General features: G+C 68.7%; 21 protein-coding genes. 9 read left to right on the top strand and 12 right to left on the bottom strand.

Going from position 1 to position 21,949, the window contains the following annotated elements; all coding sequences use genetic code 11:
- Positions 1-388: 388 nt before the first annotated feature.
- From ACIBJF_RS36270 to ACIBJF_RS36280, 3 genes are read right to left on the bottom strand one after another with little or no spacing between them, the layout of a single operon-like run.
- Entirely contained in the window at positions 389-856 is a 468-nt protein-coding gene (locus ACIBJF_RS36270) for a hypothetical protein (protein ID WP_399180304.1), read from the bottom strand.
- On the bottom strand, positions 853-5,148 hold the full coding sequence (locus ACIBJF_RS36275; protein ID WP_399180306.1) for a DUF6531 domain-containing protein: 4,296 nt from the start codon (positions 5,146-5,148) through the stop codon (positions 853-855). The genes ACIBJF_RS36270 and ACIBJF_RS36275 overlap by 4 nt, the downstream gene beginning before the upstream one ends.
- Positions 5,138-5,503: a hypothetical protein gene (locus ACIBJF_RS36280; protein ID WP_361291998.1), complete on the bottom strand. Its 366-nt coding sequence runs from the start codon at positions 5,501-5,503 to the stop codon at positions 5,138-5,140. Before ACIBJF_RS36280 ends, ACIBJF_RS36275 begins: the two co-directional genes overlap by 11 nt.
- A gap of 591 nt (positions 5,504-6,094) precedes the next feature.
- On the opposite strand from ACIBJF_RS36280, the gene ACIBJF_RS36285 reads away from it, so the two are divergent.
- The 3 genes from ACIBJF_RS36285 to ACIBJF_RS36295 all read left to right on the top strand — a co-directional run bounded on the left by ACIBJF_RS36285 (position 6,095) and on the right by ACIBJF_RS36295 (position 9,032).
- Positions 6,095-7,287, top strand: a protein-coding gene (locus ACIBJF_RS36285) for an IS3 family transposase (RefSeq protein WP_399180308.1) whose coding sequence is annotated in 2 segments (ribosomal slippage) — positions 6,095-6,359 and positions 6,359-7,287 — 1,194 coding nt in all. Because the reading frame shifts where the segments join, the coding sequence is not laid out codon by codon here.
- 6 nt (positions 7,288-7,293) lie between these two features.
- Positions 7,294-7,953 carry a Dyp-type peroxidase gene (locus ACIBJF_RS36290; protein WP_399180395.1) on the top strand — a complete coding sequence of 220 codons (660 nt, stop codon included), beginning with the start codon at positions 7,294-7,296 and terminating at the stop codon, positions 7,951-7,953.
- Between the two features lie 110 nt (positions 7,954-8,063).
- Positions 8,064-9,032, top strand: a complete 969-nt coding sequence (locus ACIBJF_RS36295; protein WP_399180310.1) for a cytochrome D1 domain-containing protein — start codon at positions 8,064-8,066, stop codon at positions 9,030-9,032.
- A 316-nt stretch (positions 9,033-9,348) separates the two neighbouring features.
- Here the strand turns inward: ACIBJF_RS36295 and ACIBJF_RS36300 are convergent, their stop codons facing one another.
- Complete coding sequence (locus ACIBJF_RS36300) at positions 9,349-10,434, bottom strand: sulfite oxidase (protein ID WP_399180312.1); 1,086 nt, start codon at positions 10,432-10,434, stop codon at positions 9,349-9,351.
- 107 nt (positions 10,435-10,541) lie between these two features.
- Between ACIBJF_RS36300 and ACIBJF_RS36305 the strand changes: the two genes are divergently transcribed.
- Positions 10,542-10,889, top strand: a complete 348-nt coding sequence (locus ACIBJF_RS36305; protein WP_399180314.1) for a YidH family protein — start codon at positions 10,542-10,544, stop codon at positions 10,887-10,889.
- On the opposite strand, the gene ACIBJF_RS36310 is transcribed toward ACIBJF_RS36305, so the two are convergent.
- Positions 10,786-12,441, bottom strand: coding sequence for a TOTE conflict system archaeo-eukaryotic primase domain-containing protein (locus ACIBJF_RS36310; protein WP_399180316.1), 1,656 nt, complete (start codon positions 12,439-12,441; stop codon positions 10,786-10,788). The genes ACIBJF_RS36305 and ACIBJF_RS36310 overlap by 104 nt on opposite strands.
- 388 nt (positions 12,442-12,829) lie before the next feature.
- Between ACIBJF_RS36310 and ACIBJF_RS36315 the strand changes: the two genes are divergently transcribed.
- The gene (locus ACIBJF_RS36315; RefSeq protein ID WP_399180318.1) at positions 12,830-13,153 is read left to right on the top strand and encodes a hypothetical protein; all 324 of its coding nucleotides are present in this window, start codon (positions 12,830-12,832) and stop codon (positions 13,151-13,153) included.
- Between the two features lie 353 nt (positions 13,154-13,506).
- Here the strand turns inward: ACIBJF_RS36315 and ACIBJF_RS36320 are convergent, their stop codons facing one another.
- Both ACIBJF_RS36320 and ACIBJF_RS36325 read right to left on the bottom strand, forming a co-directional pair.
- A complete protein-coding gene (locus ACIBJF_RS36320; protein WP_399180320.1) occupies positions 13,507-13,743 on the bottom strand; it encodes a hypothetical protein in 237 nt (78 codons plus the stop codon).
- Positions 13,744-13,935: 192 nt separating this feature from the next.
- Positions 13,936-14,196, bottom strand: coding sequence for a hypothetical protein (locus ACIBJF_RS36325; protein WP_399180322.1), 261 nt, complete (start codon positions 14,194-14,196; stop codon positions 13,936-13,938).
- Positions 14,197-14,442: 246 nt separating this feature from the next.
- On the opposite strand from ACIBJF_RS36325, the gene ACIBJF_RS36330 reads away from it, so the two are divergent.
- Both ACIBJF_RS36330 and ACIBJF_RS36335 read left to right on the top strand, forming a co-directional pair.
- Positions 14,443-14,892: a hypothetical protein gene (locus ACIBJF_RS36330; RefSeq protein WP_399180323.1), complete on the top strand. Its 450-nt coding sequence runs from the start codon at positions 14,443-14,445 to the stop codon at positions 14,890-14,892.
- Positions 14,889-15,563 (top strand): nucleotidyl transferase AbiEii/AbiGii toxin family protein, encoded by a 675-nt coding sequence (locus ACIBJF_RS36335; RefSeq protein ID WP_399180325.1) that lies wholly within the window; start codon positions 14,889-14,891, stop codon positions 15,561-15,563. The genes ACIBJF_RS36330 and ACIBJF_RS36335 overlap by 4 nt, the downstream gene beginning before the upstream one ends.
- 180 nt (positions 15,564-15,743) lie before the next feature.
- Here ACIBJF_RS36335 and ACIBJF_RS36340 read toward each other — a convergent pair whose 3' ends face one another.
- On the bottom strand, positions 15,744-19,211 hold the full coding sequence (locus tag ACIBJF_RS36340) for a hypothetical protein (protein ID WP_399180327.1): 3,468 nt from the start codon (positions 19,209-19,211) through the stop codon (positions 15,744-15,746).
- The gene (locus ACIBJF_RS36345; protein ID WP_399180329.1) at positions 19,211-19,666 is read right to left on the bottom strand and encodes a TadE/TadG family type IV pilus assembly protein; all 456 of its coding nucleotides are present in this window, start codon (positions 19,664-19,666) and stop codon (positions 19,211-19,213) included. Before ACIBJF_RS36345 ends, ACIBJF_RS36340 begins: the two co-directional genes overlap by 1 nt.
- A 145-nt stretch (positions 19,667-19,811) precedes the next feature.
- Between ACIBJF_RS36345 and ACIBJF_RS36350 the strand changes: the two genes are divergently transcribed.
- Both ACIBJF_RS36350 and ACIBJF_RS36355 read left to right on the top strand, forming a co-directional pair.
- Positions 19,812-20,345: a DUF4262 domain-containing protein gene (locus ACIBJF_RS36350; protein ID WP_399180331.1), complete on the top strand. Its 534-nt coding sequence runs from the start codon at positions 19,812-19,814 to the stop codon at positions 20,343-20,345.
- 36 nt (positions 20,346-20,381) lie between these two features.
- Positions 20,382-20,717 (top strand): hypothetical protein, encoded by a 336-nt coding sequence (locus ACIBJF_RS36355; protein ID WP_399180333.1) that lies wholly within the window; start codon positions 20,382-20,384, stop codon positions 20,715-20,717.
- A 20-nt stretch (positions 20,718-20,737) separates the two neighbouring features.
- Here ACIBJF_RS36355 and ACIBJF_RS36360 read toward each other — a convergent pair whose 3' ends face one another.
- The 3 genes from ACIBJF_RS36360 to ACIBJF_RS36370 are packed head-to-tail and all read right to left on the bottom strand — an operon-like array spanning position 20,738 to position 21,894.
- Positions 20,738-21,247 (bottom strand): TadE family protein, encoded by a 510-nt coding sequence (locus ACIBJF_RS36360; protein WP_399180335.1) that lies wholly within the window; start codon positions 21,245-21,247, stop codon positions 20,738-20,740.
- A 6-nt stretch (positions 21,248-21,253) separates the two neighbouring features.
- Positions 21,254-21,679, bottom strand: a complete 426-nt coding sequence (locus ACIBJF_RS36365; protein ID WP_399180337.1) for a TadE/TadG family type IV pilus assembly protein — start codon at positions 21,677-21,679, stop codon at positions 21,254-21,256.
- On the bottom strand, positions 21,679-21,894 hold the full coding sequence (locus ACIBJF_RS36370; protein ID WP_399180339.1) for a hypothetical protein: 216 nt from the start codon (positions 21,892-21,894) through the stop codon (positions 21,679-21,681). The genes ACIBJF_RS36365 and ACIBJF_RS36370 overlap by 1 nt, the downstream gene beginning before the upstream one ends.
- Positions 21,895-21,949 lie beyond the last annotated feature (55 nt).

The raw sequence follows: 21,949 nt of genomic DNA on the forward strand, positions 1-21,949 counted from the left end.
TCATCCACAAGATCGGCCCCGGCCTCTACACCGCCACAACTTGGTCACCAACTCCCTTGCAGTGACACGGAGATCGTTAACTACCCGGCCTTGGGCCTTGACCCCGAATCCTGGACACGGGTTATGCGGCTGGTGTCAGCGTAGTTGATGTTGTTTCGGACGCTGTCTCGTAGGCGATCGGGCTGCGGTGTCCGAGGCGGGAGTGACGGCGTCGGGTGTTGTAGCGGTTGAGTGAACGACCGAGAGGTAGATCATCATGCCCTGATCGGGGACGTGGCCGACCGAGTCATCCGTGCCGAAATCCCCGGTGACGACCATGTCACCCATATCGAACCCGTGGGGGTCGCCTTGGCCGGGCCGCACGGTGAACCGGAAAGTGATCACGGGCTCAGGTCGCGTCCCCCCACACGGCTTGCAGATCCTCGCACCGGACGGTGATCGACGCGTCGGTGAGCGCGATTTCGTGCAGGCACCCGCCGTCCTCGTCGGGCAGGATCTCGTCGAGGAGGACGGTGTCGACCAGCATCCAGTCGATGGAATGCCTGTAGTCGATGGAGAAGTGCGTCACGCCGGAGTAGCTGATACGCAGCCCGGTGTCGTGCTTCCACTGATTGGGGGCGAACTCCAGGGTCAGCCCTCCGCTTTTGTCGGTGGCCACCTGGACACCGGAGAACTCCAGGTCCTTGACGCAGTGGGTGTTGCCGTGACCCATGTCGTAATGCGCCGGGTCGCAAGCGAATTCCCGTGCGCCGGGCGGCAGTTGTTCGCTGATCTTGGGAAGTTCGGCGAGGTAGGGCCGCGGATCCAACCAGAACCCGTGCTGCTCGGGCTTCCAGACAGCCGTGACGAACTTCATTGGCACCCTTCCGCGTTGAGAGGCGGACGCCTCCACTTGTCTCCCGAGATGTCCTCGGTCCCCTTGGGGCCGATACGGCCGATCTTCCGCAGCTCGTAGATCATCCGCCCCTTGATGGCGTTCTCCACGCTGGGCGGGACCTGGACGTCCGAGGCCTTGATGCCGTGTTTGTTGAACCATCCCTGGCTGTTGAACAGCCCAACCTCACGGTCCGCCTTGTCGTAGACGTGGATTTCCACGTCCACTCCGGTTTTGCCCACGGGGAAGATATCAGGCCGCCCCGTGTACCCCTTCCCGAAGTCCAGCGGGTTCGAGGACGGTGACAGGGGCTTCCGGGCGAGACCGAGGTGGTCGCTCCAACCCAGCGGATTGGGTACGTAGGCGTGGTGGTCCGGGGCCGGGAGGAGGCCCAGGGGGTCCGCGCTGGTGTACCGCGCGGTTTCCGGGTCGTAGTAGCGGTGGAGGTTGTAGTGCAGGCCGGACTCCGGGTCGGCGTACTGGCCCGGGAAACGCAGGGGGCAGTCCACCGGCGGCGCGTCCGCGGCGTCCTCCGGGCCGGGGAACCGGGCGCCCCACAGGCTGGTGCGGCGCTGCCAGACCAGCTCTCCGGTAGCGGTGACCAGTTCCGTGGGCGTGCCCACGGCGTCGGTGACGACGGCGTGGAAGCGGGGTTCGTCGTCGGGGTCCGACTGCCGGGCCAGCTGGGCCAGGAAGGACGTGTTGGCCGACGGCGCGGTCGGGCGGTGCGTGGTCTGCGCGACCGGGCGGGCACCGTCGGGCGCGTAGTCCCAGGTGGTGACCCAGCCGTCCGGCGCGGTCCGCTCGGCGAGGCTCAGGTCGTCCCAGACGAAGTCCGTACGGTCGGCCACCGTGCCGTCGTCGGCCACCCGGTGCTTGGACAGGCGCCGGCCGAGCGGATCGTACGTGTAGCGCCAGTGGCTGCCGTCCGGGGCGGTCACGTCGGTCAGGCGGTCCTCGGCGTTCCACGCGAAGGTCCACACCAGGGTGCGTCCGTCGAGGAGCTTGCGGGTCCTGCGGACGAGGCGGCCTTCGGCGTCGTAGGCGTACGAGGTGCGGCCAGCCGAGCGGACGAGCGTGCCGTCGAACCGGCGCTCCCCCGCCGCCTCGTGGTCCGGCGAGGTGGCGTGCACGAGGTTGCCCGCCGGGCCGTACGCGTAGGTCTCGCTCCAGCCGTGGGCGCGGACACCGGTGACCCGGCCGGCGCCGTCCAGCTCGAAGCGGCGGGTGCCCGAGGTCAGCTCCCGGATCTCGGTCACCTGGCCGTCGGCACGGTGGGCGTACGTCCGGTGCTGGAGGAGCCGGTCCGCGGCGGCGGTCAGGCGCTGCGCGGTCAGCAGCCCCGTCGCACTCCAGCTCTGCGTCAGCCTCACCGGCGTCCCGAGGCCGCCGAGGCCGCGTCCGGTCTCGCGGCCGACGGCGTCGTGGGTGAAGTCCAGCGCGCCCGCGGACGAGCGCAGGGCGAGGGGGCGGCCCGCCGGGTCGTACGTCCAGTCCGAGGCCAGGCCGGACGGCGTCACCCGCCGGGTGCGGCGGCCGACCGCATCGTGGGCGTACGTGGTCGTGCGGCCGTTCACCGTCTCCGCCAGCACCCGGCCGAGGCCGTCCCGTTCCCACGCCACCTCGGCGTCGGCGTTCGCCGCGCGGCACAGCACGCCGTCGGGGCCGTAGCCGAACGTCGTCACCTCGCCCGCCTGCGAGCGCTGCTCCACGACCCGCCCGAGCGGGTCCCTGGTGAGGCGCAGGGTCTCCCCGGCGGCGTTGGCGCGGCCGGTGAGCCGCCCGTTGCCGTCGTGCGTGTAGGTGAGGGTGCGGCCGTTGAAGTCCGTCTCCGCGGTGAGCCGGCCCGCTTCGTCGTAGGTGTAGGACCAGGTCAGTCCCTGCGGGTTCGTGACCGTCGTCAGGCGCAGCTCGGTGTCGTAGGTGAACGCGTACCGGGCGCCGTCCGGGTCGGTGCGGGTGGCTGGCACGCTGAAGTGGCCCACCGTGTGGTATGTGGTGCGGCCGGTGGGGTCGGTGTGGGTGAGCAGGTTGCCCTGGGCGTCCCAGGTCCAGGACTCCTCGGTGCCGTCGGGCAGTTGGCGCCAGGACGGGTTGCCCTCGGTCGTCCAGCGCAGGCGGGTGGTGTGGCCGAGCGGGTCGGTCGTCTCGACGACGCGACCGAAGGTGTCGCGGCGGACCGTCGTCGTGTGGCCCAGTTCGTCCGTGAGGGTGAGGGGCAGGCCTGCCGGGTCGTAGGTCACGGTGCGGGTGTGGCCGAGGACGTCGGTGATCGTGGTCGGCCGGCCCGCGTCGTCGAGCGTGTACCGGGTCTCGGCGCCCAGGGGGTTGACGGTCGTGAGCAGGTTGCCCCGGTCGTCGTAGGTGTGCCACCAGACCGCGCCGCCCGGCTCGACCACCTCGATCGGCAGGCCGAAGGCGTTGTAGGCGGCCCGGGCCACCGAGCCGTCGGGCAGGGCGACTTCGGTGATGTTGCCGGCGTCGTCGTACGTGTACCGGGTGGTGTGGCCGAGGGGATCCGTGACCGCGACGGGCTGGAAGCCGTACTCGTCCCACTCCGTGCAGGTGACATGCCCCAGCGGGTCCGTCTCCTCCACCACCTTGCCCTCGGCGTTGTACCGGTGGACCGAGGCGTGGCCCTGGGAGTCGGTGTAGGTGGTGGTGCGGGTGGTGTCGCCGTAGGTCAGGGTGCCGGAGAGGATGCCCTCGACGCCCTCGGTGCGGACGACCCGGCCGCGGTCGTCGTAGACGTAGCCGAACCAGGTGCCGTTGCGGTCGGTCCAGCGGGTGACGCGGCCCTCGGCGTCGTAGGTGAACCGCAGGGGCTCGCCGCTGGAGTTGATGACCTCGGTGAGGTTGCCGGTGGGGTCGTAGGCGTAGCGCATGACGACCGTGCCCTCGTCGGTCGCGGTGCCCGGGCGGTACCGGGATGGCGGCTCGTCCAGCAGGCATAGGGCTGTGATGCGGGGGCCCTGGGTGTCGACGGCGACGTAGTAGCCGCCCGAGTGGCGGATACCGTACGGGATGCCTTCGTCGTCGCGTTCGACGTCGATGTGGTTGCCGTTGCGGTCGCTCCAGGAGTCCAACGCCAGGTGGAAGACACCGAAGGTCGGGGAGGGGACGGGGGCGGCGAAGGTGCGGGTCACGCCCGTCGACGGGTCGGTGACCGTCATCGCGCCGTCCGGCTTGCCGTCCCACTCCAGCGGCCAGCGGGCGCCCTTGACCGGCATGGTGGGTACGCCCGGTTCCGGCACCGGGTACACCAGGCGCATGCCGTCAGCCGCGGCGAAGACGACACCCTCGCCGTCGATCTGAAGGCACTCGTCCAGGGTGGAGACCCAAGTGGGGCCGAAGCAGACGCCACCCCGGTACGAGGAGAGGTGGGTGCGCGTGAACTCGAAGGGCAGAGCGGCCGGCAGGGACAGGTCCGTCTGCGTCATCAGCATCGCGCCGGTCGCCACGTCGATCGGCTCACCCACGCACGGCGTGCCGTCGGCGTTACGGGCCGCCGGGCCCAGATCAACCAGGTCCGGGCGGAGCGACGGCGGGCGCAGCAGCGTCGGAGTGTCGACGAGGCCGCCTTCCATGCTCGCCTTCAACAGGCCGCCGCCCGCTCCGAGCGCGCCGCCGAAGATCACGCCGTCCTTGGCGGCCTGGTTGACCTCGTCCAGGCTGAAGCCGTGCTGCAGACCGGCCACCATCTGCAGCGGCTGGGCCACGGCAGCGTCGATGGTGACCGACTCGACCCCACCGAACGCGACGCCGGCGAAGGCACCTCCGATGATGTCGGCCACCACGGCGGAGACGCCGACGCCTATCGTGGCGCCGAACTCGATGACCGCGTCCGCTGCAGCTGCCGCCGCCCCCGAGGCGATGCCCGCGGTCATGATGGCCAGCGTGATGCCGCCCGCGATCACGACCGCGTCGATGGCTATCCGCGTCCACAGCTTGTTGATCGCGTCGTCGATGGCGCCGGCGAACTTGTCCAAGGCGTTGGCCATGTCCCGCGAGGACTTCGCGAGGTCGCTCAGCCAGCCGCCGTCCTTGCCCTTGGCATAGCGGTCCCAGAACTTGTGGAACGCCTCGATCGACTCACCCGTGTTGTTGTGGATGATCCCCGACGCACTGCGGTTCACAGGGGCGCGGACGTCGTCCACCGAATCGGCGAACGCACGCCACGCCTTCGCCGCGTCCCGCAGCTTGTCGGGGTCAGCCTCCGGCCACCACAGGCCCATCTTGAGAAGGATGTGCCGGGCCTTGTCCTCAACGCTCACCGGCACCGTCGCTCTGCTTGTCGGTCTTCACTTCCTTGAACATGCCGGCGACGAGCTTGTCGTTGTCCACGTGCCCGTCCGACATGTCCACCATGGCCTCGTGAATGCTCGTCAGCCCGAGCACCAGGATGCCCGCCGCGCTCTCGATCGACTTCTGGTGCGGCTTGTAGACACCGCCGAACTGGTTGCCCTGATCATCGTGGCCCCAGGGCTCGCCGAGGCCGTCCAGGGTCTTGATGAGAGTGGTCAGGGCCTTGCTCAGATCGGTGGCGCCCTTCTGGAAGGCCGGTGCCGCCGCCTTGATGTCGGCGGTCTTGATGTCCAGCACCTTGCCAGGGACCTTGCCGTCACCCATCTATGAACCCCCGTTTCAGTCGCGCCTTCTGACCCTAGGATGAACAGGTCAAGCTGGCCCCATGTCAAGGTAATGCAAAAGCGATGTTCGCTGGCTATGGCTTGAAGCGGTGCCTTCACGCCAAACGGATCGCGCCGAACGGACCACCGTTCTGCCGGGCACCGACTTCTAACCAATCGACGGCCGGTGAACCTCTGGAACCACTTCACCGAGGCCAGCGCGTCGGTCCCCCCAGGGAGGTCAGCAAGGATCCAGCCACTGCCGTCCGGGAACCGAAAGCACCCGAGAGCCTGACGAACCCGATCAGCGTGCTCAGGGACATGCGGCAGTTGCTCCCGCCCAACGATGCATCGTCGTCCAACTCATCGGGACGGCGACCCTCGACACTCGTCATTCCGCAGCCAGTTACTCGCCCCTGCCGCCTGGCTCCATTGCCCCGTCTTCCTGAGCCTGGTCGAGAAGATCAACGCTCTGGGCGATCCAGCGCACCTCGCCCACCCAACCGTCCACTGAACCAGCTGGAGTGACCCCTGTTTCGTGGAGTCCCTGATGCCAGGGCTATGATCCTGGCGAAGGAGATCCACCAGCACCATGGCAGCACCTCGTAAATACCCCGACGAGCTCCGCGAGCGCGCAATCCGTGAGGTCCGGGCCACCGGCCGGCCCGTCGCACATGTCGCGCGGGATCTCGGCATCCATCCCGAAGCCCTGCGCGGCTGGGTCCGCCAGGCCGAGGCCGACAGCGGCGAGCGGGACGACCGGCTGACTACCGCCGAACGCGACGAGCTCAAGCAACTCCGCAAAGAAAACGCGGAGTTGAAGCGGGCGAACGAGATCCTCAAAGCGGCCAGCGTGTTTTTTGCCCAGGAGATCGACCGTCCCCGGACGAGGCCGAGCAAGTGATCGACCACCTGCGCGAACGCGGCCTCGGGGTCGATCCCGTCTGCCGGGTGCTCCAGTTGTCGCCGTCGACGTACTTCGCCCGCAAGAAGCGTCCGAAGCCCTCCCGCCGGCTCCGCGACGAACAGCTCATGCCGCTGATCGAGGAGATCCACGCCGAGTCCGGGGCCACCTATGGGGCCCGCCGGATCACCCGCGCCCTGCGGCGCAAGGGCATGGACGCGGCCCGCTGCACGGTCGAGCGACTGATGCGCGAGCTGGGCATCGAGGGCGTCATCCGCGGCCAGCGGCGCCGCACCACGGTGCCCGAGCCGTCGGCGCCCCGCCCGCCGGACCTGGTCGACCGTAACTTCACCGCCTCGCGGCCCAACCAGCTCTGGGTGGCGGACATGACATATGTCCGCACCTGGTCGGGCTGGGTGTATGTGGCGTTCGTCCTGGACGTGTACTCACGGATGATCGTCGGCTGGCAGGTCGCGAACCACATGCGCACCGAACTCCCGCTGGATGCCCTGGAGATGGCCCTGTGGAGACGCAGGATCAAGACAGACTCCGGCCTCATTCACCACAGCGACAGGGGCTCGCAATATGTGTCGATTCGCTATACCGACCGGCTCGCCGACATCGGCGCTTCCGCATCGGTCGGCTCCGTCGCGGACTCGTATGACAACGCGATGGCCGAGGCACTGAACGGCACCTTCAAGGCCGAACTGATCGAGATGCAGGGCCCCTGGACCGGCTTCGACCAAGTCGAGCGAGCGATCTTCCAATGGGTCACCTGGTACAACGAAGAGCGCCTGCACTCCGCGCTCGACTACGTACCGCCCGCCGAGTACGAACGCGACTTCTGGCGAAGCCAGGAACGCACCCCGCAGGCCGCCTGAAACAAGATCACCGGACTCCACGACACCCGGGGCAGCTCACGCAATCCGCACCGCCCCGTCGGTGTCCGGCGCGACTGGTTCGGTTTCAAGGACGGCATCTCCAACGTCGACACCACCAGTGCCTCCCAGACGGACCAGGCGGTCTGGGTCCAGCCGAAGAGCGCCGAACCGGCCTGGACCGCGGGCGGCACCTATCACGTGGTGCGTATCGTGCACTTCTTCATCGAGGCGTGGCAGAAGGTGCCCGTCGCCCAGCAGGAGCGCATCTTCGGCCGTCGCAAGGCGAGCGGCGCCCCTTTGTACGCGCTGGGCGAGAACGACAACGACAAGTTCGACCCCATCTACACGAACGACCCCCAGGGACTCATCGCCCCGCTCAACTGTCATATCCGGCTTGCCAACCCACAGACCCCGGAGACCGCGGCGACCAGCACCATCCTGCGCCGGAGCTTCGACTACGACCGCAGTCCCAACCTTCCCGAGCTCGACATGGGACACGCGTTCAACTGCTTCCAGCAGGAACTCAACACCTACATCACCATGCAGACCCGGCTGCAGGGCGAAGCCCTGGTGCCCTTCATCAGCCCTCGGGGCGGAGGCTACTTCTTCGCGCTCCCAGGCGTCCGGGACAAAAGTGACTACTACGCCCGCGGGCTGCTTACGTGATACCGGCCCGGACCACGGCACTGCGCACAGGAGGCGAGATGTTGTCTGCCGCGCGGACCCCAACAGCGAGCCGCCGAGGCCGCGGCAGGACACCACGGCCGGTCCTCGCGGTGGGCGTTGCCGCGCTGGTGGTCCTCTGTGTGCCGACCGCCTCCGTGCACACGGTGGCCGCGGACCTGCCGTTTGCGGCTGCCCGCGCGGACAGCCGCGTCTACGTCACCAACCAGCAGGACGACACCGTCTCGGTGATCGACGGCCACACCCACAAGGTGGTCGCGACCGTGCAGGCCGGCAGGGCGCCCGAGGGCGTGACGGTCGCCAAGGACGGCAGACGCCTGTACGTCGCCGACAGCGGCTCGGCCCGAGTCTCGGTCCTCGACACCCACACCTACAAGACCGTCGCCACGGTGCCCGTCGGCAAGAGCCCCACCGGAGTCACCTTGAGCCCGGACGGCGGGTCCCTCTACGTCACCAACGGCACCTCGAATACCGTCTCCATGATCGACACCCATACCCAGCGGGCCTCAGCCACCATTCCCGTCGGCAGGTCCCCGGTGAACGTGGCCCTCAGCCGCGACGGCACCCAGGCGTACGTCGCGAACGCCGGATCGGGCACCCTGTCGGTGATCGACACGCGCACCCACCAGGTCACCCGGCAGCTCCCAGCGGGTCGCTCCCCGGTGGCCGTCGCCGTCACCAAGGACGGCAAGGCGGCCTACGTCGCCGACGAGGTCGGGACGCACGTCCTCGCCATCGCCACCGACAGCGGCAAGGCGACCACCGTCAACGTCGGCACAGGTCCCTTCGACGTCGCCATCAGCCCTGACGGCCGCTACGCCTACTCCGCGAACCTCGGACCCGGCAACGTCTCCGTGATCGACACCGGCACCACACACGTCTCGGCGACCATCGCCCTCGGCCCGCCCGGCACCGACCCGTTCAACCTGGCGGTCGCCGACGACGCGATCTACGTGACCAACCAGGGAGCGGGCACCCTCGCCGTCGTCGATTCCGCATCCCACAAGGTCGCCGCGACGGTCACCGTGGGCACCCAGCCGTACGGGGTGGCGGTGAGCTGAGGCAGCCCGATCACGACGAACGGGTTCGCCTCAGGGAGTATCACACCGCTCACGGAGAGTCGCGTGCGGCAGTCGCGCCAGATCCCGGTCCGCGCTCCGCTGGAGGGCGGATCACGCAACGTCTCCGCTGACTCCTCCAAGGCGAACAGTGCCTCGCGGCTCTCTCCGCTGCTTACCTAGGTCGATCTTGCCCTGCTGGAGCACCTGACTTCGCGCGCCACGCTCCGTCAAGCCGGGTCTTAAAAGATGAGCGGTGCGGAGGTGTCCGCGGGTTCACCGTCGTGTCGTCGGGATCTGCGGCCTGGCCGCCCGCCTTTCAGCGGTCGCAGGTGACGTGGAGGCGGGCCCAGGCGTTGTTGGCGTAGCCCTTTGGGTTCCAGACCGTCGCTGGGGACTCGGGCTGTACGGCTGCGGCGGAGTCCCAGGCGCGGGCGAGGACTTCCGTCTCCCCCGCCGGGAGCATGAGCGTGGCGCGCCAGTGCTGCCACGTCCACGGGTTGTCCGGTGCGTTCAGATCGGCGTGGACCCACGTGGTGCCGCCGTCGGCGGACACGTCCACGCGTGTCACGGTGCGGTCGTCGCCGGCGAAGGCCACGCCGGCGACCTCGGTAGCTCCGGACGGCAGCTGGGCGCCCTTGCCGGGCCGCAGGATGGCGATGTGAATGACGACCGGCCCGAGCGTGATGCCGTCGCCTGGTCCTGCCTTGCGGGGGTCTGCCTCGGGAGGCAGCAGGCTGTATTCCCACTGGAAGTGGTTGTCGGACGGCTCGGTCTGTGCGGTGATGCGCTGGAGCCATTTGACGCTGCGGGCGCCGATGTAGCCCGGGACGACGGCGCGCAGCGGAGCGCCGTGCGCGACAGGAAGAGCCTTCTCGTTCATCGCCCAGGCCAGGAGCACCTCGCTGGAGGTGGCCTTGACCGCCGGTATGGAGGCGCCAAAGGGCTGTGGTGGGTCGGTCTCCTGTGACATGTCAGCACCGGTGAAGGCGATGTGGGCCGCTTCCGCCTGCAGCCCTGCCTCGGTCAGTACATCGGCCAAGCTCACACCGGTCCACCATGCCGTGGAGATGGCTCCCGGGCCCCAGGAGACCTGGCCGGGTATGTCGCGGAACTCCATGAGGTCGGCGCGACGGTTGCCCGCGCACTGCAAAGTGGCAAGCACTTTCCGTTCAGGGAAGCGACGCCGCAGTTCGTCCAGCGACAATTCCAGCGGGCGGTCGACCGTGCCGTCCACCCGTAGCCGCCAGCTCGCCCCGTCCACGCGGGGGATCGGGGCATGGTTGCGGCCATAGAAGGTGTCCAGAGGGGTGACCAGGTCCACGAGCGCGCCGGGAGGTGGTTCAGCGTTGTAGGGCTCGGTCTGGTGCACGATCATGTCGTCCCGTTTGCCCCATATGCCCATATCGCCACTATGCTCGAAGTTCTTCCAAGCGGCACCTTCGATCCCGCTCGGTTTCGGCGACCGCTACAAAATGCGCATCGCCGCGGCCTCCAGCAGGAGAGCGAGCCATGGGTAAGGAACGCCCCGGGGACGACACAGATCCATCCCACGCCCGAGATCATCTGGCGAACGACCGCACCTACCTCCCATGGCTGCGCACATCGGCAAACGTGATGGCGCTAGGGCTGGCCGTGGCCAAGTTCGTCGACGACAGCCGTACCCGTTCACTGGCCGCAGGCGCTCTACTAATGGCTGTCGGAGCGGCTGAGCTGGCTTACTCCGCAGTGCGCTACCGGAACGCCGCAGCCGATATCAGGCACGAACGACTTCTCGCCGCCAGCCGAACCGGAGGACCACTGACTGCAGGCGCCGTACTGACCGTCGCACTCGCTGCCGCCCTATTGCTGCTCTGGTGACGTCATTGAAGGCTCCCCTCCCTTCAGGCAGGGGAGCCTTCAAAATCACCGCGGTCGGGGTGCGGTGGCGGGCGATCAGGGCGCAGGCCATGACGGTCTTGCCGGAGCCGGGCGGCGCGACCAGGGTGCCCGCCGGGTGCTTGGCCATCGCATCCACGGCCTGGTGCTGGGTGGGGGTGAGCACGCCGGTGAACTGGGCAGTGATCGGGGCGGGTTCGGGCAGGTCGCTGGTGATGGTCAGAGCGCCCCGGGCGTCGGCGATGAGCTGGGCGGCCTCGTCTGCCAGGCCGCGGGGCAGCTTGAGCCAGTCGGGATCGGAGGCGTCGAAGCAGCAGATGAGGCGCGGGGTGCCCCAGGTGGAGAAGCGCTGGTTCTGCTTGCGGTAGAACTCCGGGTTGTGGAACGACGCGGCGTGCTTGAGTGCGGCCAGCAGCTGCGGCGGTAGCCCGGTCGTGGAGATCTCCAGCATCGCCGAGAGCCGGGCCTCAACGCGCGCGGGTGCCTTGCCGAGGGCCTTGCGACGAGGCCGGGCACCCAGCTGAGGGGTGGTCGTGGACGGACCGGCTTTGACCGGGCCGAGCTTGCCTGCGAACGCCTCCACATCGGCCGGGGCCAGCCGCTCGGTTAGCGACAGGTGGGCGAACTGGTCTGGGTACGGCTCCCAGGTGCCGGGGTCCACGAAGACGGTGGTGCCCTTGGCGCGGGAGACTCCGTGCAGTGGTAGCGCGATCAGGTTGCCGAACCGGAAGCTGCCCTTGGCCTGGGTCGGCAGGAAGTCCTGGGCGGGGAAGAGCCGGTCGTAGCTGGACAGCGTCATCTGCCCGCGGGCGTCGATCGCCTGGCGCAGCAGTGCCATCCCCAGGGCGCGGGCGGTGGCTGCGGCGACCGGGTCGGTGAAGAACGTCCACACATGCGCGCCCTTCCCGGACCGGGAGATCTCCAGGACGGCGGGGATGCCTGCCTCGTGGCAGGCTGTGACGTACGCGCTCGCGTCGGCGCGCCAGTCGCTGCCGTTCTTGCCGTCGAAGTCGCACGCCAGCAGGCGGCAGGTGTCGTCGGCCAGCAGCGGATACAGGCCGATGTGCAGCTCGCTGCGCCCCTGCCGGGTCGGGTCGAGGTGGCGGTAGATGGTCTCGTCGGTCAGCGGCCAGAAGACCCGGTCCTCGTCGGCCTTGTTCTTGTGGAACGGGTTGTCCTCGGCCGGGCTCCAGCCGGTCCGGCCGGACTTGGCGCTGACCCACCGCTTTGCGTAGACGTCTTCGCGGCCTGCGAACAGGGCCCTGAACAGGGTGATCTTCGCCTCGGTGCTGGAGGAGGCATCCGCATACGGCAGCCCACCGGCCCTGGCTGGGGCCGGTGCCGGCACGGGCTCGGGAACGGGCGGCGTGCCGGCAGGTACGGTCTGGATGTCTCGGTCGAGGAGGCTGCACAGCCGGGCGTTGTCAGCTCTCAGCCGGGCGATCTCCTCGTGTAGCTCTGCGTTCTCGTCCAGCGCCACGTCGAGACGGATGCGCAACTCGTCGGGATCGAAGCAGTCGGACCAATCCTCCACGTTCCCATGATCCAGACTGCGCGTGCGTCACGCAGCGAAAGCAGCCAGGTTTCCCCCTCCCGGCGCCCCTGTTCCGGGGCTTACTGGGATTTCGGACGGGCCTTGTCGGCGATGCGGAGGATCTCGACGGCCTCGCGGAGGAAGTCGTGTCCGCGTGGGGTGGGGGCGAGGGGGTGGCGGAGCGGTCGATGATTTGGAATCCGGCAGCCTTTTCGATCTTTGTGATGCGTTGTCTGAGGGCGCCGTTGCGTCCGTCGTAGATGGCTCGGGCGGCAGCGGCGACGGTGGGGTGGCCGGGGATTTGGATCAGGGTTCGTAGCCGGTCGAGTGCGGTGGGGGATGCGGTCACGGCCTGCATGGCTGGGGACGGGGTCCAGGTCAGGTCGAGGTGGCCGATGGCGTTGTAGCGGCGTTCGGTGCTGCGGATCGCAAGGTCCCATTTTCTGGCCAGGGTGGTCAGGTGGTAGTGGCTGACGCCGCGTTCGCGGGCGAGTTCGGCCATGGTGCGCCGCTTTTCGACGTACTCGTGGTGGAGCCATTCGCGGGTGATGTCGGGACGTGGTGGCAGTCGGTTGGCCTGCGGGCGCAGCGGGACTTCGTCGTGGACCGGCAGTGCGCGGACGGTGTCGGGGTTGCAGGACGCCAGCCGGGCGATGTGCGCGAGTTCCCGTTGTTGGTTTTCGTAGGGGTCGCGGAGCTGCGTTCCGCGTAATTCGACGCGCCTAGAGCAACGATAGGCCCCCTGACCTGCGGAGACGCTCCCGAGGGGCCTGGTGGGGCGTTTCTCTAGGCATAGAGAAACGCCAAGGTCAGAGCGATGTCGATGTGTGCCGAGGTTCCAGAAATGCGGCAACTCGCGACCGAGCAAAACCGAATATTCCGGGGCAAATCGTTGACTCCTGCGTCGAGCAGGGCTCCGCCCCTCTATCGTGGCACCCGGCTTGATCCACGAGGCGTCGCCTGCCGACCCCACCCCTGGCGGTCCGGGCCAGAAGTTGTCCTGACCTGCGAAAACATCAGGCCCTAGAAAAACGGTCTGCAGCGCCGAAGAGGCGAAACTGCAGGTCACTTGGCATGCCCTGGCTCTATGAGCTCCGAATTGCGCGGAACGCAGGACGGAGTTCCTCTGGGGGCAAGAAGGCCCTTGCGGACCTCGACAGCCTCGGGCGGGAGCTGGTTCGACAGGTTGCCGATTGCGGCACTGGGGGTGGCCGTACTGATGCCCGCGAGGTCGCAGTAGAGGCGGATGTGCTCGGTGGTCAGGCCGAGTGCGTCGCCGGCTTCCTGGACAGAGGTGACCACGCTCAGGAGGGCGCGGACATCGTTTGGAGCAAGGCTTGTTGGGCTGATGCCGGGCCATGTCACCCCCGTCACCCAGGACTCTGGGGGTTCCCAGGTCAAGGGTTCGTCGATGCCGTGGCGGGCGAGGCTGTCCTCGGCCTGCTGACGGAGGAACGAGCGAAGCGCTTGAGGCGCGCGGAAACGGAACTGGGTTCAGTTCCAGGCGAAGCGGGTGTTGGCGTTGCTGGGCGGAGGGCGGATCTCGCCGGTCAGCAGCATCAGCAGGTACCAGCGAAGCAGGGAAATGCGGTGCTGTTGTCCGGTTCTCCAGCCGTGCTGGGCGCAGAGCCGTTTGAAGGCGTGGTGATCGAAGGCGAGGGAGGCGTAGGTGAAGGTGGCCCGGCGCCGTGCGTAGTCGATGGGAGCGCCGTAGGTGTCCAGGGCATAGGCGAGCTGGGCAAGGGCCGAGGCCAATAGGGTCAGGTCGTGCCGGCGGTAGATGCGTCGCTCGACGCTGTCACGGCTGGCCCTGACCTCGTCTGCGCAACCGAGGTCACTGGATCGTCGACGAGCGATCTGTCCCCGGGCAGGCGCGGTCGAATGCAGAGACCGCCCGAGGGCTGGGACGGATGTCGCTCTTTGCGCTTACTCTCCCCGACCGATCCGTGGGATTCCTTCCCTCTTCCTTCGGCCTTGCGCGGCAGCCGTCATAATGGGGGCATGTCAGCCACGCCGCAGTACCCCGCTCCCGCGCAGGCCTCCGCCCGCGCCACCGCGGGCCCCGGTGGCGCGGACGTGGAGCTGTACCGGGACAAGTTCCGGCGCCGGCTGCCCGACTCCCTCGCGGAACTGCGAGGTCCCGCCCGCGGAGTCGTTAAGCCGCCAGGTACGGTTGTCTGGTCTGGACTGCGCGCCTTCGACCTTGGTAACGAACGCCAGCGCATGAGTCTGTACCGCACCGTCCTCGCCGAAGGCATGCGCGAGGACCTATGCAGCCTGCTGGACCGCGACACCCTCCTGCAGCTGTGGCCCACACTGCGCAGCCTGGTGTCGACCACGGTCCGCGGTGTGTGGGAAGAGGCGTTCCCGGAGCTGCGGGCTTTGGCCGACGTTCCGGCTGCCCACCCGCCTGCCCGACGGCGCGCACACCGGGGTTCGGCGGCCGCGTGAAACTCCCCGCTCTGCACGCCCGCCTGCTGGCGGACGTCCTGGCCATCGGTTCCCCTTACCCCTTGGTGATCACCGGCGGCTACGCCGTCCAGGCCCATGAACTCCTTTCACGCCCGAGTCAGGACCTCGATGTCGCCACCGACAACCCCGCACCGATGGATGAAATCGTCCGTACCCTCACCGAGGGGCTGACTGCACGCGGCTGGCACATCCAGGTGATCGAGATCGCCCCGCTCTCCGCCCGGCTCAACGCCACGGACCTCCGCCCTGAGAGCGGGGACACGTGTGAGGTGGACATTCTTAAGGAGGTCTTCTCCAGGCCGGTCGCCGCGAGTGCCTACGGGCCGGTGCTCGCGGAGGAGGATGTCGTAGGCACGAAGGTCCGCGCACTCGCCGAGCGAGGCCTGGCTCGCGACGCCTTGGACGCCTTCGCCGCCTCGCGCCGCTGGACCATCACCGACCTCGAGGACTTCGGGCGTCGCCACGCCCGCGACCGCTTCGATCTCGAGTCCCTGCAGTCCCGTCTGACCGGACTCGCCTGGGTCGACGACGCCGAATTCGAGGCGTATGGCGCGAGCCCGGAACTGATCGATGACCTGCTGTCCTGGGCCCAGGAGTGGGCGGACGATCTCGGCCGCCGTCTGCTGCGCGAGGAGCATATGGGCGAGTAGGACCGGGGACCGGTTGGACCAGTGCGAGACGTAGCCCGAGGTGTGGGTAGACCCGGCTCAAGATACTCGCCGACATCCCTGCAGACCCCCTGGGGTGTCGGTGTAGGTGTGCTCATGATCGCCTGGAAATGCTCAGGCAATGCGCATGGTCACCCGGAATTGCTCACCCTTTTGCGGAATTTACATGCGCACTGTCGTGCCGGAGCTGCCCAGGAGCTCGTTGATGAGCTGCGTGGTTTCCGTCTCCAGTGAGCAGTCCAGTGTCTGGTTGACCTGTTGCAGGCGGGTGATGGCGGTGTGTAGTCCTTGCCGGTTGCCGCGTGCGGCTTCTAGGCGCATCCAGTCCCGGTACAGCAGTTCTGCTGTCTCGTCGACGTCGAGGCCGGTGGCGACGGCTCGGCGGGCGGCGTGGAGGTCGTGGTGGGGGCCTGGCGGGGTGCGGTGGGTGGCCACGGTGTGGGCGACGTCGATGATCCGGGTGGTCATTTCCTGGGCGTGGGGTTCGGCCCAGGGTAGGGGCCGGCCGCCGAAGGGTTTGCCCCGCACCAGGGACAGCGCCTTTTCCAGGTCGGGCAGGCCTGCTGGTCCGCGCGGCAGGGCGTGTTCGGCGAGGTGGAGGAAGCGGGTCCAGTCGCATCGCACGCCGGGGGCGAGCCGGTAGGGGTCGTCGCCGGTCTTGCGTCGCGGGACGTAGGGGTTGCCGGCTGTGTCGCTGCCCAGGCAGCTGCGCAGGCCCTGCATGCGTGCGTTGAGGGTGGTGGTCGACCAGGGGTGGACGGGGTCCATGTCGGCGCACAGGACGTGGCCGCTGCGTCCAGGGCGGAAGTACAGCAGGGCGGCGAGCTGGGCCATTTTGGGGCCGTGGCCGGTGTTGTCCACGCCCGTCACCTCGACCGGCCCCAGTACCCGGATCTCCGGGGCGTGCGGGTCCTGCGCCTCGCACTCTTCCTCCTCCGGCGCCGCGGGCTCCTCGAGGGCGGTCCCTGGGGCGTCAGCCTCTGCAGCTTTCGCCGCGTCGGTGGAGTTGGCAGCGGCCGGGGATGCTGGGGCCGGGGATACCGCTGCTTCGGTGCCCGGTCCGGTGTCGTCGTTGGACTGGGTCGACGATGCGGTGGGGGCAAGGAGGCGGAGTGCGGACGGATCGGTGCTGGCGGCGAGCAGCGCCGGGAAGGCCTCGCTGCTCACCTCGGTTGCCGCCGGCGGTGACGGGATCTGGGCGGCAGTGGTTGCGGGCGGGGACTCCGCCGGCGATGCCGGTTTGGGCTGTTGCACGCTGTCGAGCTCGTCCGGGACGTCTTCCCAGGGGCCTTCGGCGGGGTGGGGCGGCTGTCCGGAGACTTTCAGTGCGGTGGTGATCTGCTGGTAGGCGGTGTGTTCCAGGCGCTGCACGGTGATGTCGGTGCCGGCGTGGTCGAGGTGCTGCGGGGCGTTGAGGGAGGCGTTGAGGATTTCCGCTTCGGGGAAGTGTGCGGCTGCCGTGCCGGCCGGGGCGATCAGCGTGACGGGCACAGCGCCCGCCTTGTCGATCAGGTCGGCGAGCTGCCAGGCGGTGTCCTCGGCGAGTGTGGAGGCGCACAGCAGCAGATAGGGCTGCTGCCGGGTTTCGGGTATCTGGTGTGCTTCCAGTAGCCGTTCGCTCAGGTCGCGTAGCGCGTGCACGGGCTGGCGCATGTGGGCGATCCGCGCGGTGGGCAGCAGCTGCGGCAGGTCCTCGCCGAACCCCACGATGACGACCTCGACCTGGGCCGCCCACGGGCTCATCGCGAGTTCCAGGGCGAGCGAGGTGCACACTTCGGTGATGTGGACCGGGTTGCCGTCCAGCAGCAGTGCGGGCAGCTGCGCGAGGTTGAGCAGCAGCAGGTCGCCGGCCTCGGTGGTGCCGATCGTGACCAGCCCCGGATACGGTGCCGGTACGTCGCGGGCGGCCTTCTCGTCCAGGAGGACGGCGTCGGCGGGCAGGATCCACCAGCCGCCCTGTGCGGTGGTGAAGGGAGCCAGGGGGTCCTTGGCGTGGTCCTCGGGCAGCACTCGAAGTGCGCGGGTTCCGATGCGGGCGGCCCGCAGCGGTGGCAGGACCGCGTCGGTCCCCTCTTGCTGGGCCAGGTGGTGGGCCAGGGTCCGCAACGCCACATCCAGGCGGGCCGCACCGGCCGGTTCGGCGGCCGCCGCCAGCTGGGCCTCGGCAGGGGAGGTTTCCGGGGTGAGGGCGATTTTCTCTCCGGGTTTGCGGCGGCGGCGCTGCAGCGTCCGGCGCAGGGCCAGGGCGCCGGTGACGGCGGCCGCCAGCAGTGCGCCGGCGCCGAGCACGATGCGCAGATTCAGTGGGCTGCTGCTTGCCGGGGCTGTCGCCGGGGTCGCGGGCGGGGGAGGGGCGGGGGAGGGGGTAGCGGAGCCGGACGATTTTGATGCTGACGGGGAGGTGGCAGAAGCCGAGGTGCTGGTGCTGGGTTCGGGCTTCGCGGACGGCGTTTGCGCCGGTGAGGACTGTTGCTGCCCCGGCTGCTCGGCGGGGCGACTGGGCGGTGTGGGCGCTGACGACGTGGGTGCCGGCGCTGTGGTGTGGCTGGGCGCGGACGTTGGTGCATCGCCCGCGTTGCCGCCCGGTTTCTGCTTGCCGTGGGGAGTCTGGGGGATGGCGGGAGGGGTCTCCTGGCCGCCCGACTCCCCGCCCTCGTGGCGGTCTTCGGCCGGTTGGCCGGGGCGGGCCGCGGGCACCGTGACCTGCTGCCCCGCGAAAATCACGTCCGGGTCGGTGATGGTGGGCAGGCCGTGCGGCTGCGGCTTGCCCCGGCTGGCCTTAAACAGCTGCGGCCAGTCGTCGCCGTCGCCGAGCTCTCTTTCTGCGATTTTCGACAGGTAGTCGCCGGAGTGGACGGTGACGACGTGCCCACCCTTGTCCTCGGCCGCCGGCGTGCTGGCACCCAGCTGTGTACGGACGCCTCCCACGGCCGCGGCCGTTTGGGGCATCTGCAGCTGCCAGCCGGGCTGCAGGAAGCTGTTCGCGTAGAAGACCGTGCCGTCGGTCATGGTGCGGCCCTCGTTCAGATCGGCGATCTCCCGCCACCGCTCGCCGTCGCCCAACTCTCGCTCGGCGATGCCCCACAAGCTCTCCGCGGGGCGCATCTGGCGCACCGTGTACGTCGTGCCGGATGTCGCTGGCGTTTTACCCTGCTGCGCCTGGGTGGCCTGCGGCGGCTGGGCCTGCCCGGGCACGCGCGCCTTGGCGGTGGCGGGGGAGGCCTGGGCATCGGAGGCCAGCGCCGAACCCGTCGGCAGGAGCACGAGGATGCTGCCGATCAACAGGGCCGCGGCGCGCTGCGCGGCGCCCATCCCGCGCGGGGCATGCCAGGTGAGGCCCCGCACCTGCGCGATGAGTTCGCGTAGGGCGCAGAACGTGAACTGCGCCCACCCGGTCCAGCCCACGGCTACGAGCAGCAGCAGGAAGAGGCTGCCGGTGTCCTGCCCATCCAGCAGGTGCCGGGCGTCGTCGTGGGTGGCAGCCCAGATGACGGGGGTGGCCCACGCCAAAAGCAGCGGCAGCCCGGCGACCGCGCCGGCCAGGACCAGCACACTGATGCCGGCCTTGAGGACCCGCGCCAGGCTGCGGCCGGCTGCCGTGGCGGGGGAGGGGGTGGTGGGCGTGCGCATCAGTGTCCTTCGTCGGGTGCGGTGACGCCGTGCAGGAGGGTGGCCGTGCCGTGGCCGGTCACTGGCAGCGAGCCGATCCCGACCGCCGACAGGAATGTCGTGTCGAAGCTGCCGGTGACCGTGACGGTGAGGGTCTTGCCGTCGCCGGAGACGCTGACGGTGCCGGTGGCACCGGCGGAGTTGAGGTAGGCGCGGGCGGCGGCGGACGCGGCCTGCGGGTCCACGACGATCGCTGTTCCGCTGATCGCGTCGGCAGGGTCGATGGCCTGCCCGCCGGCCCGTGCGGCTTCGCCGGCGATGTAGTCCGCGCGTTGCGTGGCACGCATCTTGGCTCCGCCGTCGACGGCGACGCCGATGATCCCGATCAGCGCGATGACGCACACGGCGACGAACACGGTGACGCCTCCCCGGTCCTCCGGCCGCGTCCGGCGCAGACAGATCTGCCGGAAGATCATCCATCCCCCCCTGTGTCGGAAAAGCCGTAGGGTTGGCAGTGGCCATCCCTGCAGGTCGTGCTCTGGTGCTGGCCAGGAGGCTTGCGTTGGTGGAGTGGAGTTTCTGAAGCATCTCTATTCCATCCGGTGCCGTAACCTCACGGCTATGCCCACCGGTCACACCGCCTGCCACTGCGTCGTCTGCCAGGACGTCAACGAACTGGACCCACGCACCAAATCGACCGTCGACACAATCCATCAGCACGGCTGGCAGGTCATGATGATCCCCGCCGACGACCAGGGACCGGGCTGGGCCTACACCATCGGTCTGTGGCACCAGCACCGGATACCCGAGCTTGCGATGTTCGGCCTGGACATCGGCCTGATGCAGACAGTCCTCAACGATCTCGGCCAGCGAGCCGTCGAAGGACAAGCTCTGGAGGCAGACACGGAGCGGCACGACGTCGCAAGCGTCCCGGTCGTACTTAAATCGGTCGACTACCGCTGGTACAAGGCGTTCTTCGGCACTGCGATCGGCTACTACCGCAAGCCACCGTTCCCGTTCCTCCAGGTCGTCTGGCCCAACCGCGACGGAGCCTTTCCCTGGGAGCCCGGTGGAGAAGATCTCTTGGGCCGCCAACCCCGGCTGTCGCTGAACCCCGACGAACACCCCGTCGGGGTCTGGACGCAAGATCTGTGAATAGGCGAGGGCGACGCCATCACGGACAATGACGCCATGACACGCTGGTTCCGCAGCTACTGGGCCGAGGAAGACACCTGGTTCTACTTCGAGGTCGACGCCGACGGTTGGGTCACTCGCCAGGTTGAACTCGAAGGACCGCTCGAGAAGCCCGTCGCCGCAGCGTCGTTGGCCGAAGGGGAAGCCGCCCAGCAGGCCGGAACCCTTCGAGACTACGAAGCGACGTTCGGCTTCACTGCGGAGATTCCGGTCCACGAGTGGGACGCACACGAGCCACAAGACCTCGCCGCCGGAGAATTTGAGGCCGTCTGGCTCACAGCACGAGCAGCCTGCCAAGCAAGAGCTCGAGCGCGCTCGCCGCACGGAACGTGAACCCAAGCATTCCCGCGCGCTCACTGCTCAGCACCCACACTTCGGTTCGGCACCCATGACACGTCAGAATTCGCGAACCCAAGAGCTCTCATCCGGTACTGGTCCACCACCGAGGTCGCCGATGCGGTGAGCGTTTTCGCTCCTGGGACGCCTGGAAGCAGGAGGTCGGACAGATTGACCGTGCAGGTCACGGTCACGGTGACCGCGCCGACCTGCCCGATGGGCACGCTGAGACCGCCCGTGTTGACGCGGACGGATGTCGACGCGCAACGGATGCCCTGATCGTTCAGGGACTCGGCGGCCGCAGCTTGCGCGGCATTCTGGGCGGAAGCCGCCGTGCGGTGAATGGAGGCCTCCCGGGCCGCGTCCTGTGCCGCGGCATCGATTTTCGAGCCGGAGGTGACGATGCGTCCGCCGGCGATGGCCAGGCAGACGAACATGATCAGACACGGCAGGACGATGGCGGCCTCGATCGCGGCGCTGCCCTCATCGCCGCGCAGGCCGCGAGCCCACTGGGTGACACCACGCAACCTGTATCACCTTTCCGGGAGGGTCCAGCGTTCGACGGCGCCGGATGCCGACTGGCTGATGTGAAGGCCCGGCAGGCCGGGGATCATCGAGATGGCCGTGCCCGTGACGTGGACGCTGACGCGTTGGCCGTTGCTGGTTGCCGTGACGCTGTAGCCGCGCAGGCTGTCGCCTGCGGTGCGGGCGAGCACACTGCGTGCCCGCACCGCGCCGTCGGCGGGGCTCGCCTGGTAGGCGCGGGCCGCGCAGGCGCCTTCCCTGGCCGCGGTCAGCGCGATCTGGCGTGCGTAGTACCACATGGATGCCTGGATGACGGCGACCGTGGCGAGCAGCACGACGGGGAAGACGATCGCCATCTGGATGGACGCCTCCCCGCGGTCATCGTGCCAAGTCCGGCCGTGCCACCAGTCCTTCAGCCACTGCGGATGCGACATCACAGTCCGGAGAGTTTGCCGTTGTACTTGCCGATCACGACCGCGATGCTTCCGGCGATCAGCAGGGCGCCGGTGACGGCTGCCACCCAGATGATGACGGTGGTGATGCTGATGTCGCCGCGGTCCGGCTGCCGTCTGGCGTCCTCAAGGCTCTCGTTCAGGCGCGTGGTCAGCCAGTGCGCCAAGCACCAGGTACGGGCTGCGGTGTGCTTCATGATCTGCGCTCCTCCAAGAAATGAAGATGGAAGGTTGGGTGGAGTGGGGCGGGCA

The sequence above is a fragment of the Streptomyces sp. NPDC050743 genome (genome assembly GCF_044456925.1).
GTDB lineage: Bacteria > Actinomycetota > Actinomycetes > Streptomycetales > Streptomycetaceae > Streptomyces.